Raw genomic sequence first — 16,457 nt, 5'->3', positions numbered from 1 at the left:
CCATACTAATTTGATTGTATTAATAATTAAGGGATTATAAAATACTTAGTAGTATTGAACACATTGTTTTTTGTATATTGGTGTGTTGTTTTTCAATTGACACACCAATACAGCATGATATTAACTACTATTATTGTTGTGATAGTTTTATTTTATTTTTGTCGTTGTTTTGATTTTTGTTGCTTAGCAAAAGTATTAAATTTTGATATTTTATGATTTTATAGTGTATATGAAATTTTAATAAAATCATGAGTATTGATATAGCCAAAATTTATTCTTTTATTCATTTTTAATCGAAATTTTGGCACAATCTTGGGCTAAATTTAAATCAAAGCGAATAGATGAAAAATATAAGAAATTTTAGCATAATAGCACACATAGATCATGGTAAATCAACATTGGCGGATAGGCTGATACAAGAGTGCAAAGCGGTAAGTGATCGCCAAATGAGTAGTCAGATAATGGATACTATGGATATCGAAAAAGAGCGTGGTATAACAATCAAAGCACAATCTGTAAGACTTGAATACAAGAATGAAAATGGTGAGTTTGTATTAAATTTAATAGACACCCCAGGACATGTTGATTTTAGTTATGAAGTTAGTAGGAGTTTGGCTAGTTGTGAGGGTGCTTTGCTCGTTGTTGATGCGTCTCAGGGTGTTGAAGCACAGACGATTGCTAACGTCTATATCGCCTTAGAAAATAATCTAGAAATAATTCCTGTTATTAATAAAATCGATCTACCGGCTGCTGATGCTGAGCGTGTAAAAAATGAGATAGAGCATGTTATTGGTCTTGATTGCTCAGAAGCGATAGAGGTGAGTGCAAAAAGTGGCATAGGTATAAATGATTTATTAAGAGCGATAGTTAATCGCATTCCCGCACCTGTCTCAGATCCAAATTCTGCAACAAAAGCTTTGATTTATGATAGTTGGTTTGATAACTATTTAGGTGCTTTGGCATTAGTTAGGGTTTATGATGGTAAAATTTCAAAAAACGATGAAATTTTAGTTATGAGCACTGGCAAAAAGCATGTTGTGCTTGATTTAATGTATCCAAATCCAATCGCTCCCATAAAAACACCTAGTATAAATTCAGGCGAGGTTGGTGTTGTGGTGCTTGGATTAAAAAATGTGAGCGATGTTCAAGTTGGTGACACTATAACCAGTGCAAAAAATCCAGCAAAAGAAGCCATTGGTGGATTTGAGAGAGCAAAGCCATTTGTGTTTGCTGGTTTATACCCAATCGATACTGATAAATTTGAAGACTTAAGAGACGCATTAGATAAACTAAAACTCAATGATAGTTCAATAAGCTATGAACCAGAGACATCAATCGCGCTTGGTTTTGGTTTTAGGGTTGGATTTTTAGGCTTACTTCATATGGAGGTTGTTAAAGAGCGTTTGGAGCGTGAGTTTAACCTTGATTTAATAGCAACTGCGCCAACTGTAACATATGAAGTGATTCAAACTGATGGCAAAACGCTAATGATTCAAAATCCAAGCGAGTTGCCGCCAGTAAATAAGATAGAAGTTATAAAAGAGCCATATGTTCGATCCACCATCATCACTCCAAGTGAATTTTTAGGAAATATTATAACCTTGTTAAATAATCGCCGTGGCGTTCAAACTAAGATGGACTATATCACGCCTGAGCGAGTTTTACTTGAGTATGATATACCGATGAACGAGATAGTTATGGATTTTTATGATAAGTTAAAATCTGCAACCAAAGGCTATGCAAGTTTTGATTATGAACCTAGTGAATACAGGGTTGGGGATTTGGTAAAGCTAGATGTAAGAGTTGCTGGTGAGATAGTTGATGCTTTATCTATAATCGTGCCTGAGAGTAAATCTGCTAGCAAGGGGCGTGATTTTGTAAAAGCTATGAAAGAGATAGTGCCTAGACAACTTTTTGAAGTGGCTATACAAGCAAGTATTGGTAATAAGGTTATTGCAAGAGAAACCGTTAAATCAATGGGTAAAAATGTCACTGCTAAGTGCTATGGTGGAGATATAACACGTAAAAGAAAACTACTTGAAAAGCAAAAAGAAGGCAAAAAAAGAATGAAGGCCATTGGTAAGGTAAATTTACCGCAAGAGGCATTTTTGAGCGTCTTAAAGATAGACTAAAGACTATTTTTGATGAAAATTTTGTATATGCCATAAAGGTTTTTAAATTTGTGTCGATACTAAGTTTGAAAAATTATTAAATTTTAATTTTTTTACAATATAATTGTGAGTACAAATTATTAAAAAGGAAAAAAATGAAAAAATTACTATTCGTTTCTGGTGCTGTGGCTATGTTAGCTAGTGGTGCATTTGCAGCTGATGGTGCTGCTGTATATAAAAAGTGTATAGCCTGTCATGGTGTAAAAGCTGAAAAGATGTTTAACAATAAAGTTCCTGCCATAAATACATTAAGCAAGGAAGATATTGTGGCTGCAATTAAGAGCTACAAAACAGGAGCTAACAAATACAACATGGGTGCTATGATGAAGCCTATTGCTACACCTATGAGCGATGAAGATATTGATGCAGTGGCTGAATATATAAATACTCTTAAGTAACATACGAGCGGAAATTCCGCTCACTCTTTTAAAATTTATACAAAGTTTTATTTAAACAATGTTAAAATACCTTTAAAGCTTATTTTAAAGGATTGTTAATGATACAGCAAAAAAATGGCGTTTTGTCGTTTTACTTTCAAAGCAATTTACTTTTAAGAATTTTTCTCGGTCTTGTTTTGGGTGCTATTTGTGGCATTGTTTTTCAAAATGCAAGTGGTGCGATTGAATTTTTAAAACCATTTGGTGATTTGTTTGTAAGATTGCTTAAGATGATAATGGTACCAGTTATAGTTTGCACACTTATAGTTGGAACTAGCTCCATATCTCCTTCGCATCTTGGCAAGGTTGGTGTAAAAATTATACTTTTTTATATGTTTACTTCTCTTTTTTCTATTATTATAGGTCTTAGTGTCGGCTCTGTGCTTTCTCCTGGATTGGGACTAGAGTTGGCTCAGGGGGCTGGTGTTGCAAAAGAAGCAAATGCACCAACTTTGGTTGAAATTCTACTTGCAATTATTCCGACAAATCCATTTGAATCTATTGCTAAGGGCGATGTGCTTCCAACTATTTGTTTTTGTATATTTTTTGGTATTGCACTTGCGTTTAGTCGCGATAGTAAAAAAGAGGAAATTTCAAGAGCAGCTGATACGGTGTTTGCATTTTTTGAAGGCATGAGTGATGTTATGTTTCGTATTGTTGGATGGATTATGCAGTATACTCCAATTGGAGTTTTTGCACTTATTTTTATCGTGTTTTCTAAAAATGGAGCTCAAGCATTTGGTCCACTTTTAAGCGTTACAGTAAGCGTTTATGTTGGATTGGTACTTCAGGTTGTGCTTGTTTATTGTGTTATTTGTTTGATTTTTAAACTTAGTCCAATTATATTTCTTAAAAAGGTTAGAAAACCTATGATTACGGCGTTTGTTACGCGTTCATCTGGTGCGACTATACCTGTTAGTATGGAGACTTTAGAAAAAGATATGGGTGTGCCAAGGAGTATTTTTGGCTTTACTATCCCGGTTGGTGCAACGCTAAATATGGACGGCACAACTATATATTTGGGCGTTTGTGCGATATTTATAGCAAATATCGTTGGTGTGCCACTTGATTTTTCAGCACAGCTTACTATAGTTCTTACGGCTGTTCTTGCATCTATTGGAACTGCTGGTGTGCCAGGTGCTGGTGCTATTATGCTTTTAATGGTGCTTGAATCGGTTGGGCTTAAGGTCGAGGCAGGTAGCGTTGTGGCAGTAGCGTATGGTATGATACTTGGTATCGATGCTATTTTGGACATGGGTAGAACATCAATGAATGTTGTTGGCGACGTGGCTGGTTCTCTAGTTGTTGGTAAGATGGAAGGCAAATTAGACGAAAAAGTGTGGCAAAGCTAATGAAAACACTTGGGATTTTAGGCGGCATGGGTCCATTAGCGACGATTGATTTATATCAAAAGATAGTTTCACTAACCCCAGCTAAGTGCGATCAAGAGCATATTCATGTCGTTATTGATAGTTATGCCCAGATACCAGATCGCACAAAATATATTTTGGGTGGTGGTGAAAATCCTTTGCCAAAGATGTGTGAGGCGGCAAACAGGCTAAAACAAGCTGGATGTGATGCTGTTATTATGCCGTGTAACACTGCTCATTACTTTGCTAACGACATACAGCGTGAAGTTGGTGTTGAAATTTTATATATGAATAAAATAACCGTAAATGCATTAATTAATCGTTATAAAGATGCTAAAAATATAGCTGTTATAGCTACAACTGGCACTAAAATAGGAAGAGTGTATGATGATATATTAAATATGCATGGGTTAAATAGTGTAGAATTTTCTGATTGTCAGCAAAATGCATTTATGAAATGCATATACGATGGCGTTAAGGCTGGAAAAACACATGAATATGTTGAGTTGTTTAATAAGACATTGGCCAAAATTAAGGCGGATGTTTATATAGCTGCATGCACTGAAATTCCAATATTTTTGTCTTATATTGATGGACAATATCGTTTTGTGGATGCGACACTAGAGCTTGCTAAGTATGCAGTAGAATTTGCACTAAAAGATTGAGTTTTTACAGGGCATTATTCTATAAAATTTAATTATTTTAGTTGTAAGATCTTTTTGTTAATTTAAGCAAAATTTAATAAGTTTTTATTTTGCAGTGTTTAACTATATGATTGCCTTTTTTGCATTGCAAGTAAAGCAAATAATCCGCAAATTTATTATAAATTGTCAAGTTTTAGACTTTAAAGACTACTTGTGTTGCTAAAAGCTTACTTGCAAAACATTTTTAATTATTTACATTAATTTATATTTTTGTTTTAAAGTCAAAATAAGTGTTTTGCTATTTGTCTTAGAAATATATACTTTTGATTTTTTTGTATTAGCACTAAATTTTTGCTTTTGTATAAATAAATTTACTTTAGTTTTGCCTTACACTGCGTTAGTTTTTGTTGCTACTACATTTTTTGCTTTGCAAAAAGCACTTTGCTTGTTTTAAAAACTATCATTTATTTTAATACAAATATCTTTTAAAATTTATCGGTTATTTTTAAAGTTTTAAATTAATGTAAAATTTTTTAAATTTTTTAGTGATAAATATGTTTTCGTAGTTTTTATCGTTACAATACGATAACTTAATTTCGCTGCCTCTATGAATAATTTTTATTTAATAGTAATGCTAAAATTATGATTTTTGTGATTTAGCACTACTTAAAACCTAGTTAATTAGCAAAAAGTGTTTAAACAGCAGCTAAGCAAAAATATTATTTTAAGCGACAAAAGTTATAACAATATTTAAATCACACAAAATAAAAGTTGTCTCAAAATTAGGTTTAAACATCGTTGGTTTTTAACATTGCTCTTATAATAATTTTTGATTATTTTAAAATTTATTAATAATTCATATTGGCAAAATAGCAAACTAATGTTAAAATTAAATTTAAAGCATCACAATAAACATTGCCGTCAAAACACAAAGCCCCTTAAACAACCTAGAGACTTTGTGTTTTTAAGTTTAAACGATTTTTATTTGTATTTCGCCGTTTTCACAAACTATATCTATCTCATCTGAACCTTTTAATGCATCGCTTAAAATCATATCTGAAATTTTATCTTCTACCAACTCATAAATTGCTCGTCTAAGCGGTCTTGCACCATACTCCATATCAAAACCGGCCTCTGCAATGAGTTTAGCGGCATCATTGCTTAAGTTGGCTTTTATTGCACGTTCATTAAGCCTATCTTTTAAGTCTTTAAACATTACATTTACAATTTTTATTAGCTCATTTTCTCCAAGAGGATTAAATGTGATAACATCATCAAGTCTGTTTAAAAACTCCGGTTTAAAATACGCTTTTAGCTCGTTTTTAACAGCATTTTCTAATTCTTTGCCGCTTAAATCCATGATGAAATTTGAAGCGATATTTGATGTTAAAATTATGATTGTATTTTTAAAATCCACAACCACGCCTTTATTGTCGGTCGCACGTCCATCGTCTAAAATTCCAAGTAGTATATTAAAGATGTCTTTGTGTGCTTTTTCTATCTCGTCAAACAATATCACGCTATATGGGCGTCGTCTAACTGCTTCGCTTAGTTGCCCACCTTCATCATATCCTACATATCCAGGCGGTGCTCCAAGTAGCCTTGAAACACTGTGTTTTTCCATATATTCACTCATGTCAAATCGTATTAAGGCCTTTTCGTCGTCAAATAAAAATTTAGCCAAGGCTTTTGCTGTTTCAGTTTTGCCTACACCAGTAGGACCTAAAAACAAAAACGAACCAATCGGTTTTTTTGCACTACTTAGACCAGCTTTGTTTCGCTTTATAGCTCTTGCTAGTGCATTTAGTGCTTGATCTTGACCGATTACGCTTTTTTGCAAATGGCTTTGTATTTGTAGATATTTTTGCTTTTCGCTTGTTAGCATTTTTGATACTGCTATACCAGTCCATTTGCTTAGTATTTGGGCTACTAGCTCATCATCAACTTGATTTTTTAACAATACACCTTCATTTTTTTGTGCGTTCCATTTTTCATTTAGTTCTGCTAATTTTGCATTTGCTTGTAAAATTTTGCCATGTTCTATTTCAGCCGCTTTACTAAAATCACTATTTCGTTTTGCTATTTCAGCCTCGGTCTTTAGTGTTTCTATTTGTTTTTTAGTGTTTGAAATTTCATTAAAAATCTCTTTTTCGTTTTTAAATTTAAGCTCCAAGGCATTTTTTTTCTCTTTTAAATTTTCACTCTCTTTTTGTATTTGTGCTAGACGTTCATCGTTTTTAGGCTCATTCTCCATCTTTAACGCCTCTTTTTCAACCTCAAGCGTTACGATATCTCTTTTTACTTTTGCTAACTCAAATGGCTCACTTTCAATTTGCATTTTTAGCTCAGCCGCCGCTTCATCTATTAAATCAATTGCCTTATCTGGTAAAAATCTATTTGATATATATCTATCAGATAGACGTGCAGCTGCTACAAGAGCTGAGTCTGTTATGCTCACATTATGATGCACCTCAAGACGCTCTTTTATGCCACGCAAAATTTGCAAGGCCTCATTTACACTTGGCTCTTTTACGTCTATAGGTTGAAAACGTCTTTGTAGTGCGGCATCTTTTTCGAAATATTTTCGGTATTCTTTTAATGTTGTAGCACCAACAGCATGTAGTTCGCCACGTGCTAGTGCTGGTTTTAAGATATTTGCCGCATCCATGCTACCTTCGCTAGCTCCAGCTCCGACGATTGTGTGAATTTCATCTATAAATAAAATGATATTTTTTGCTTTTTTCACTTCATCTATGACCGCTTTTAGACGATCTTCAAACTCACCTCTATATTTTGCACCAGCTATTAATGCACTCATATCAAGCGTAATTACTCGCTTATTTAGTAGGCTTGTAGGCACATCTTTGCTATATATTTTTTGTGCTAAGCCCTCGACAATGGCAGTTTTGCCAACGCCAGGCTCACCTAACAATATAGGATTGTTTTTGCTTTTTCTAATTAAAATTTGCATCATTCTAATTATCTCTTCATCTCGTCCAATCACTGGATCAAGCTCTGAGTTTGCTGCTTTTTGACTTAAGTCTATTCCATATTTTTCAAGTGCATCTAGTGTGTCGTCGGCTGTTTGAGTATCAATATTTTTTCCGCCGCGAATAGCTTCTAGATTTTTTTTAAGCTCCATTAAATCAATAAATTTTGATAGTATTGTTTTAATTGGTTCAGTTTGTAAATTTGCTATTATCCACGTATCAACAGCTATAAATTTATCTCCCAAACTCGCCATTAATCCGCTTGCATTTTGCAAACTACTTAATGTTTGACTTGAAATTTTGATATTTTCTTTGCTTACGTTTGAGCTAGTTGGTAAATTTTGCACATTTGATTTTATCTCTAAAATTAGTGCGTCTTTACTAGCACTCATTTTATTAAGTACTTGATTTAGCACTGATGAGCTATCAGTGCTAAGCCCCCATAATATATGAATGGGTAAAATTTCACTGTTTTTAGAATGTATTGCTAAACTAGCACCATTTTCTAACGCCATTGTCATTTGAGTTGTTAATTTTTGTAGTATTTCTGACATCTTGTATCCTTTTGGTTTTATATTAGTGACATTATATAACTTTAGTTAGTTAATGTCAAGTTTATTTATAAAAATAATTTAATTAATTTTATATTTATGAAATTTTACACTTCAATTATGGTTGGTTTTATGCTATTTTTAGGCAAATAGTTATAAAATAATGCCTTATTTAAATTTAGGAGATTTTTTTGAAAAAAGGTAAAATTTTATTAGCTTCGGCAATACTTTTCTCTTCGTTTTTTGCTACATTTTTAAATGCAAAAACAAACGAAACAACAACAAAAGATAGATTAGATGCTCTTTCTAAACTAAACAAAACTATAAATACAGTTGAAAAATATTATGTTGATGATATTGCCTTTAAAGATCTTATTGATAAAACGATAGCCGGTTTGATGCAAAATTTAGACGCTCATTCTAGTTTTTTAAATGAAAAAGCTTTTAAAGACATGCAGGTGCAAACATCTGGAGAATTTGGCGGACTTGGTATAACGGTTGGCATGAAAGACGGTGCTTTAACAGTTGTGTCGCCGATAGAAGATACTCCAGCCGATAAAGCTGGTATAAAAGCTGGAGATGTGATACTTCGCATAGATGGAAATGCAACGATTGGTATAACGATAGATGAAGCTGTGAGTAAAATGCGAGGAGAGCCAAAGACGCCTATTACTGTTACGATTGTTAGAAAGGGCGAACCAAAGCCGTTTGACGTAAATATTATACGTGATATAATCAAAGTAGAAAGTGTCTATTCGCGTCTTATAAAAGATGATAATATTCTTTATTTGAGAGTAACAAATTTCGATAAAAATGTTGTGGCAAAAGCCAGAGATGCTATTAAAAAACATCCAAATGTAAATGGTATTATTATGGATTTGCGCAATAATCCTGGTGGGCTATTAAATCAGGCTGTTGGTTTAGTTGATATCTTTGTTGATAGTGGAGTAATAGTTTCACAAAAAGGCAGAGATGTCAGTGAAAACTCAGAATACAAAGCTAGTAAAAACTCAACATTAACAAAGCTTCCTTTGGTAGTACTAGTAAATAGCGGATCAGCAAGTGCAAGCGAGATAGTTAGTGGAGCATTGCAGGATATGAAACGTGCTGTAGTTGTTGGTGAGAATACATTTGGCAAAGGTAGTGTTCAAGTGATACTTCCTATAGATGATAAAGAGGCTTTAAAGCTCACAATAGCTAAGTATTATTTGCCAAGTGGAAAGACTGTGCAGGCTGTTGGTGTAACGCCAGATGTTATTGTATATCCTGGTAAGGTTCCGCAAAATGAAAATTCTGCCTTTGTCATCAAAGAAAGTGAGCTAAAGGCACACCTGCAAGGAGAATTGGAAAAAATAGATGATAAATCTGAAAAAAATGATGAAAAAATAAAAAATAAAGATGATAAAAACATTATAAGTAGGCAAAAAGTTGATGAAGATATTCAACTTAAAACGGCTATAGATGTTATTAAGGTATTAAAAACAAACATAAGAGGATAATGGGTATGAAAAAAGGACAAATGTTATACGAAGGCAAGGGCAAAAGGCTATATAAAACAGATAATGATGATTTGTTAATAGCTGAATTTAAAGACGATCTAACTGCTTTTAACGCTCAAAAAAAAGGTAGTGAAGAAGGCAAGGGTGCATTAAATAACAAAATAAGCACACAGCTTTTTAGATTGTTAGAACAAAATGGCATTAAGACACATCTTATTGATGTTTTAAGTGATACACAACAACTTGTAAAAAAAGTTCAAATTATACCACTTGAAGTTGTCGTGCGAAATATTGCCACAGGCTCACTATCAAAGCGACTTGGTATAACTGAAGGGGAGATTTTACCATTTACTCTTGTTGAGCTTTATTATAAAAACGATGATTTGGGCGATCCTCTTGTTAATGATGAGCATTGTTTGATAATGAATCTTGTAAAAACAGAAAAAGATTTGCAAGTGTTAAGACACTTGGGTAGAGAGATAAACTCTATTTTATTTAAATTCTTTGAAACCAAAGGATTAAAGCTAGTTGATTTTAAGGTAGAGTTTGGCATTGATAGAGATGGCAATATAGTTTTAGCTGATGAGATAAGTCCTGATAGTTGCCGTTTTTGGGATGCAAAGACAAATGAAAAGCTAGATAAGGATAGGTTTAGACAAGGGCTTGGAAATGTTAAAGTTGCCTATGAAGAGATATTAAGAAGGATTTTATCATAAGTGGGGTTAATATGAAAGCAGTTATTAATATAGCATTAAAAAATGGTGTTCTTGATCCAGCCGGTAAAGCGACACAACATGCGCTAATTTCGCTAGGTTTTTCAAATGTAGAAGATGTAAGAATAGGCAAACAGATTGTATTAGAAATTAATGCAACCAACAAAGAAGAAGCAAAAAAACAACTTAAAACAATGTGTGAGGAGCTACTTGCAAATACAGTTATAGAAGATTATGAGATAGTATTATGAAGGTAGCTATTTTATTATTTCCTGGAACAAATAGCGAACAAGACACAAAGTATGCATTTGATTTGCTTGGTTGCAAGACTGAGATTGTGTGGCATAAGCAAACTAAAATTGATGCTGACTTAATAGTGCTTCCAGGTGGGTTTAGTTATGGTGATTATTTACGAACCGCCGCGATTGCCAAATTTAGTCCTGCAATGAAAGCTGTTGTGCAACATGCAAAAAATGGAGGATACTTGCTTGGTATATGTAATGGATTTCAGATGTTGCTTGAGCTTGGACTGCTTCCTGGTGCAATGAGAAGAAATGACTGTTTAAGTTTTGTTTCAAAATATCATCATTTAAAAGTAGTATCAAACAATAATAAATTTTTATCAAATTTAAACATAAATGATATAGTAAATATCCCTATAGCACATGGCGAAGGCAATTATTATACAGATGATAACACGCTTAAGAGCATGTATGAAAATGAGCAAATTTTGCTTAAATATTGTGATGTAAATGGAAATGATTTAAACCCAAATGGCTCTGTTGATAGTATAGCTGGCATATGCGATAAAAATAAAAAAATTTTTGCTCTCATGCCACATCCTGAGCGTGCATGCGAGAGCATACTTGGTAGTGACGATGGCATGAAAATGCTTAAAGGTTTGATTTGTTAAAAAAAATTATTTTGTTTTTTGCTATTTGCTTTTTGGGTGCAAACGAACCTAGTGTCTTTGATATGATGGACAGGGATGATAAAGATAAATTTATCAATATGCCAAATACCGCCAAGACACAAACAAAGCAGAATGTAAATTTAAATGAGCTAAAAAATATATTACCAACAGACGAGCCTGATATAATGACGCCAAATAGTTCATTATATGATACTCCAACGGTCAGTAAAAATGCTAGTCTAAAAGTGTTGAGTATGCCTAAAAATGCATTGATTGGCGAGATTTTTAAGGTCGAGGTTTTACTAAGCACCTTTAGTGATATTGATTTTATATTTTTAACAAAAATAGATCAAACAAATGTCAAATGGTTAAATAAAAATTTAACTTGGGTTAAAAATGGTGAAACTTATGCAACTACGATATATTTGCAAGCTAAAAACCAAAATGCAAAAAGCACAAAATTAGAAGTGTCTATTTTAAGAAATGGTGAGGAGTTTAATAAAACAAATTTGATTATGTTTTTGCCACGCCTAAAAGAGTTAAAAGCACCAAATTTTTATAATAATATAGTTGCGGATTTGCTTGAGGTTAAGAAATTTAAAACTACAAAATTTGATGATGAAAACTATATAATGATAGTTGAACTAAATGCTAAAAATGCCGATCTTGGGTCATTTTATTTGAATGATAAAACAATAATAAAACAAGGTGTTGATACTATAGTTGGCGATTTTGGTTCGCAAAGTGCATATTATTTTGCTGTATTTAAGCCAAACAAGAGAACTCTTGAGTTTAACTACTACAATCAAATTAAGCAAAAATTTGAAACTTTTTCGTTGCCGGTTAGCGTTGAAGATGACGAGATTAGCACTCATGTTGGATTAAATCCAAAACAAAGCGAAGTGACAATATATAAAAATGTCACAATATACTCACTTGCTGGATTGCTATTTGTATTGGGAATTTTTAGACGTAGGATTAGCTATTTTATTGCGGTTGCACTACTGCTTGCATATGGCATATATAGCTACAATCCATTTAGAAAGGCGATATTAAAACCTGAGGTAAATGTTAGAATATTACCTATAAAAAACTCAACTATATTTTATGTATCAAGTCAAAACGAGAGCGTGGAAATACTTGATAACAAAGATGAATATTTTAAAATTTTATTTAGTGATGGCAAAATAGGTTGGGTTAAAAAGGATGAGATTGTCAAGAATTAGAGGTTTGTTTTACGCTATTTGGTTTTTGCTTTCTGTAGCTTTTGTTGTGTTTTTGATGTGGGCGATGACAAAACACATACATACAATTAGAAGAGTTTGGGCAAAATTTCAACGTTTTTTTGCTGGATACGAGCTGGAAATAATTGGCGAAATAGCTGATGTAAATATGATAATAATTAATCATAAAAGTATGCTTGATATAATTGTTATGGAAGAAATTTATCCTAAAAATCTTTGTTGGGTCGCTAAAAAAGAGATAGGAGATATACCAATAATAGGCAAAATTTTAAAAATTCCAAAAATGATACCAATCGATAGACAAAGCCCAAGAGCCATGGTAAATCTCATAAAAGAAGCAAAAGACAGAGTTCAAAACGGACGCGTTATAGCGATTTTTCCAGAAGGCACACGTGCTAGGGGCAATAGATTGCTTAAATTTCAAAGTGGTGCAAAGGTCGTTGCACAAAAGCTTAATTTAAGTATTCAGCCTGTTGTAATAGTTGGAAGTGAAATTTTAGATGTTAAGAAATTTAGCTTTAAAAAAGGCAAAATAAAGATAGTGTTTTTGCCAGTTGTTGATAAAAGTGATGAGGCTTGGTTTGAAAATAGCCGAAAACTAATGCAAGAAACGCTAGATTTTTATAGATAATTCATAACTTAATTTACAACTCTTTATTGTAATAACTGCTTTAAACTTTTGATGTTTATAATCATAATATAAATGTATTTTATTTGTGTCTTTAAAACACTTTTGTGAAATTTAATACATATGCTTTAAAATATAAAAATATAATATTAAGTAAATACTATATAAAATTATTAAAAAATTTATTTAAGGAGATGATATGAAAAATATCTTGTTTTTGTGCTTATTTATATGCTCTGTGCTTTTTGCTGATGTGGTTTTAAAACCAACCGAAATTTTATTAAATGGCAAAAGTATTGGCATGATTGAGATATTAACTCCGCTTGAAATAGTTGCAGATGATGGCAAAATGGCAAAAGTAAAAGTAAAAGGTGTAGTTAATCAAAATTATCAGCTACTAATTCAAAAAAGCATACAAAATGGCGAAAATTATGTGAAATTTGCAGATGAAAATCCACAAAATTTTACAATCATAAAAGAGCTAGAGGATGATTATGGTGAAATATGGTATGAGGTTCAAGGCGAGTATGCTATCAACTCCGATGCCATAACTAGCGATATAAAAGTGCTATATGATAGAGCAAAACATATTTACGAAGATAGCTGTTCGGCTTGTCATAGAGTGCATGAGCCAGATGCTTTTATGCCAAATCAATGGCCTGCAAATATACAAAGCATGATTGATTTAAATTATGTCATAATGCAAAGTGATGATTTGTCGCTTGTTACAAAATATCTACAACATCATGCAAAGACGGAATAATAATGTTTGAGTTACTTATCTTTTTAAGGAGAAAATATGAAACGACGAGATTTTCTAAAGGCATCACTAGTGGCAGCAACAACGGCTAGTGCAAGTAGAGTGCAGGGTATAAATGAGACTATTTTTGATAGCAAAAAGGTCTTTGGTGCAAATCGCTTTGGTCTGTTTTGGGCAAATTTAAACTCATCGCAAATTGTATCAGTAAGCGATTTTGAAGGAGATAAATTTCCAAACACCATGAATAATTCGCTTGCCGATATCGTGCAAAATGAAGCTCGTGTGTTGTATCCAATGGTGCGAAAAAGCTATCTAAAGGCAAAAGGTGCGTCAAAAGCTGAACTAAGGGGCAAGGAGGAGTTTGTTCGTGTTAGTTGGGACGTGGCACTTGATCTTGCCGCAAAAGCACTTAAAGAAAATTTTGACAAATATGGTGCTGAGAGTATTTATGGCGAGTGTTATTGGTGGGGCGGTAGCGGTAAAGTAGGCTGGGGTAGGACGGTCGCACATAGGATGCTAAAAGTGCTTGGTGGATATGTTGAAGAGAGTGGAGACTACTCAACTGGTGCTGGGCTTGTTATCATGCCGCACGTTCTTGGTTCATCTGCTGTGTATGATACACCGACAAAATACAAAGCCATTATCAAAAATGCAAAAAACGTCGTATTTTGGGGGACAGATCCATTAGTGACAAATCAAATCTCATCTGTGCCACCGACGCATGATGGTTATGTTGGTCTAAGTGAGCTTAAAGACTCTGGCATTAAAACATATAGTGTTAATGTTATGATAAATGATACGGCTAGATATTTTGGCTCACAAAATATTTTAGTGCGTCCAAATACCGATGTGGCAATGATACTTGGCATGTGCCATCACTTGTTTGTTAGCAAACTTTATGATGCTGAGTTTATCAAAAAATACACAGTCGGCTTTAATAAATTTAAAGATTATATTTTGGGTGTAAATGATGGCGTTGTGAAAGATACGGCGTGGGCTAGTAAAATTTGCGGTGTAGGTGCTGATGAGATAGCAAAATTTGCCGAAATTTTAGCAAAAGAGCCAAGCACTGTATTAATTGGACGAGCTTTGCAAAGAGCAGATCATGGTGAGCAGGTATTTTGGGCATTGGTTACACTAAACGCAATGCTTGGACATATCGGAAAAGAGGGGCTTGGCTTTGAGTTTAGTTTAGGTTATGGTGGCAGCGGTATGACTAGAAAAATCGCACCAGTGTTAAAAGGGCTAAGCACTAGAATTTCTCAAAAATATGAGCATATCGATAATGCACCTTGGAAAAATACTAAAAACATCACTATCCCATCATCTAGATCGATTGAGGCATTGCAAAATCCAGGCAAAATTATAGAGCACGATGGCAATCAAATCAAATTACCAAAAATGAGAGTTGCTTATATGGCTAGTGGCTCAGTTTTTACTCGCCATCAAGACGTAAATAACATCGTAAAAGCATGGCAAAATTTTGATACAGTCATCACCGCTGAGCCATATTGGACTAGCACGGCTAAGTTTTCTGATATCGTTTTACCAGTGGCTATTGAAGTAGAGCGAAATGACATAAATCAAACTGGAGATACGGGTGAGTATATCGTAGCATACAAGCCAGTGATTGAACCTATGGGAGAGAGTAAAAGTGACTTTTGGATATGTGAGCAAATATGCAAACGCTGGGGCAGAGCGGAAGTCTTTAGCGAGGGCAAGGATGAACTTGGCTGGATGAGAGAATTTTACGCCGATGCTGTCAATCAGGCAAGTGAGTTAAATATAAAAATGCCAGAGTTTGATGAGTTTTATGAAAAAGGTTTTGTCAGATTTGAAAAAGATGACAAGAGCAATGAGTTATACACAAGACTTGCAGATTTTAGATCAGATCCGGCAAAATATAGACTAGGAACGCCATCTGGCAAGATAGAGCTTTACTCTCCGGTTATAGCTAAGATGAACTATGATGATTGTCCGCCACATGCTACTTGGCTTGAGCCATTTGAATGGCTTGGTAGCGAAAAAGCAAAAAAATATCCAATTCACATCGTTAGTCCGCACTCAAGATATCGTTTGCATTCGCAGTTAAATAACTCTATTATTAGGAATTTTGCCGAAGTAAATGGACGAGAGCCGATATTAATGCACCCTAATGATGCAAAGGCTAGAGGGCTTGAAAATGGCGATGTGGTGCGTGTGTTTAATGATAGAGGTGAGATTTTGGCTGGAGTTTTGATAACTGATTTACTTCAACCAAATGTTGCCATAATATGCGAAGGTGCATGGTATGATCCAGAAATTTGGGGAGAGAAGAGCTTGTGTCAGCATGGATGTGTGAATGTCTTAACGCGTGACAAATCAACATCAAAACTAGCCCAAAGTAACACGGCTCACACATGCCTTGCTCAGATTGAAAAATTTAAAGGCGAGATTAAGCCTATCACGGCATTTTCTAAACCTAAAATAGTTCAATCGCTTTAAAATTTAGCCCTTTTTTAGGGCTAAATTATGTATGTTTTTTATATTCTTTTTGA

The 16,457-nt window shown here is 33.8% G+C and carries 13 protein-coding genes; 12 read left to right on the top strand and 1 reads right to left on the bottom strand.

The genetic code is table 11. The features are described from left to right. Positions 1 to 341: 341 nt before the first annotated feature. The 4 genes from lepA (at position 342) to cuyB (ending at position 4,643) form a co-directional block, all read left to right on the top strand. The gene (gene lepA / locus LQU93_RS09125) at positions 342 to 2,132 is read left to right on the top strand and encodes a translation elongation factor 4 (RefSeq protein ID WP_229933579.1); all 1,791 of its coding nucleotides are present in this window, start codon (positions 342 to 344) and stop codon (positions 2,130 to 2,132) included. Positions 2,133 to 2,266: 134 nt separating this feature from the next. Next, positions 2,267 to 2,569 (top strand): c-type cytochrome, encoded by a 303-nt coding sequence (locus tag LQU93_RS09120; protein ID WP_229933578.1) that lies wholly within the window; start codon positions 2,267 to 2,269, stop codon positions 2,567 to 2,569. Between the two features lie 98 nt (positions 2,570 to 2,667). After that, complete coding sequence (locus LQU93_RS09115; protein ID WP_229933577.1) at positions 2,668 to 3,960, top strand: dicarboxylate/amino acid:cation symporter; 1,293 nt, start codon at positions 2,668 to 2,670, stop codon at positions 3,958 to 3,960. Continuing rightward, positions 3,960 to 4,643 (top strand): cysteate racemase, encoded by a 684-nt coding sequence (gene cuyB, locus LQU93_RS09110; protein WP_229933576.1) that lies wholly within the window; start codon positions 3,960 to 3,962, stop codon positions 4,641 to 4,643. The genes LQU93_RS09115 and cuyB overlap by 1 nt, the downstream gene beginning before the upstream one ends. Before the next feature lie 949 nt (positions 4,644 to 5,592). On the opposite strand, the gene LQU93_RS09105 is transcribed toward cuyB, so the two are convergent. Beyond that, positions 5,593 to 8,166: an ATP-dependent Clp protease ATP-binding subunit gene (locus LQU93_RS09105; RefSeq protein ID WP_229933575.1), complete on the bottom strand. Its 2,574-nt coding sequence runs from the start codon at positions 8,164 to 8,166 to the stop codon at positions 5,593 to 5,595. A 188-nt stretch (positions 8,167 to 8,354) separates the two neighbouring features. Between LQU93_RS09105 and LQU93_RS09100 the strand changes: the two genes are divergently transcribed. The 8 genes from LQU93_RS09100 to LQU93_RS09065 all read left to right on the top strand — a co-directional run bounded on the left by LQU93_RS09100 (position 8,355) and on the right by LQU93_RS09065 (position 16,404). Next, positions 8,355 to 9,662 carry a S41 family peptidase gene (locus LQU93_RS09100; RefSeq protein ID WP_418884082.1) on the top strand — a complete coding sequence of 436 codons (1,308 nt, stop codon included), beginning with the start codon at positions 8,355 to 8,357 and terminating at the stop codon, positions 9,660 to 9,662. A 5-nt stretch (positions 9,663 to 9,667) separates the two neighbouring features. Continuing rightward, on the top strand, positions 9,668 to 10,378 hold the full coding sequence (purC, locus tag LQU93_RS09095; RefSeq protein WP_229933574.1) for a phosphoribosylaminoimidazolesuccinocarboxamide synthase: 711 nt from the start codon (positions 9,668 to 9,670) through the stop codon (positions 10,376 to 10,378). Positions 10,379 to 10,389: 11 nt separating this feature from the next. Continuing rightward, the gene (gene purS / locus LQU93_RS09090; protein ID WP_229933573.1) at positions 10,390 to 10,626 is read left to right on the top strand and encodes a phosphoribosylformylglycinamidine synthase subunit PurS; all 237 of its coding nucleotides are present in this window, start codon (positions 10,390 to 10,392) and stop codon (positions 10,624 to 10,626) included. Next, positions 10,623 to 11,288 (top strand): phosphoribosylformylglycinamidine synthase I, encoded by a 666-nt coding sequence (gene purQ, locus LQU93_RS09085; RefSeq protein ID WP_229933572.1) that lies wholly within the window; start codon positions 10,623 to 10,625, stop codon positions 11,286 to 11,288. The genes purS and purQ overlap by 4 nt, the downstream gene beginning before the upstream one ends. Beyond that, a complete protein-coding gene (locus LQU93_RS09080; protein WP_229933571.1) occupies positions 11,282 to 12,514 on the top strand; it encodes an SH3 domain-containing protein in 1,233 nt (410 codons plus the stop codon). Before purQ ends, LQU93_RS09080 begins: the two co-directional genes overlap by 7 nt. Continuing rightward, entirely contained in the window at positions 12,495 to 13,163 is a 669-nt protein-coding gene (locus LQU93_RS09075) for a lysophospholipid acyltransferase family protein (protein ID WP_229933570.1), read from the top strand. The genes LQU93_RS09080 and LQU93_RS09075 overlap by 20 nt, the downstream gene beginning before the upstream one ends. Positions 13,164 to 13,359: 196 nt before the next feature. Next, positions 13,360 to 13,923, top strand: coding sequence for a hypothetical protein (locus LQU93_RS09070; protein WP_229933569.1), 564 nt, complete (start codon positions 13,360 to 13,362; stop codon positions 13,921 to 13,923). Between the two features lie 36 nt (positions 13,924 to 13,959). Next, complete coding sequence (locus LQU93_RS09065; RefSeq protein WP_229933568.1) at positions 13,960 to 16,404, top strand: molybdopterin-dependent oxidoreductase; 2,445 nt, start codon at positions 13,960 to 13,962, stop codon at positions 16,402 to 16,404. Positions 16,405 to 16,457 lie beyond the last annotated feature (53 nt).

It is taken from the genome of Campylobacter majalis, from assembly GCF_905120465.1.
Classification (GTDB): Bacteria; Campylobacterota; Campylobacteria; order Campylobacterales; family Campylobacteraceae; genus Campylobacter_A; species Campylobacter_A majalis.
Note: the sequence above shows the minus strand (reverse complement) of the source record. Positions and strands in the feature narration are given on the sequence as shown.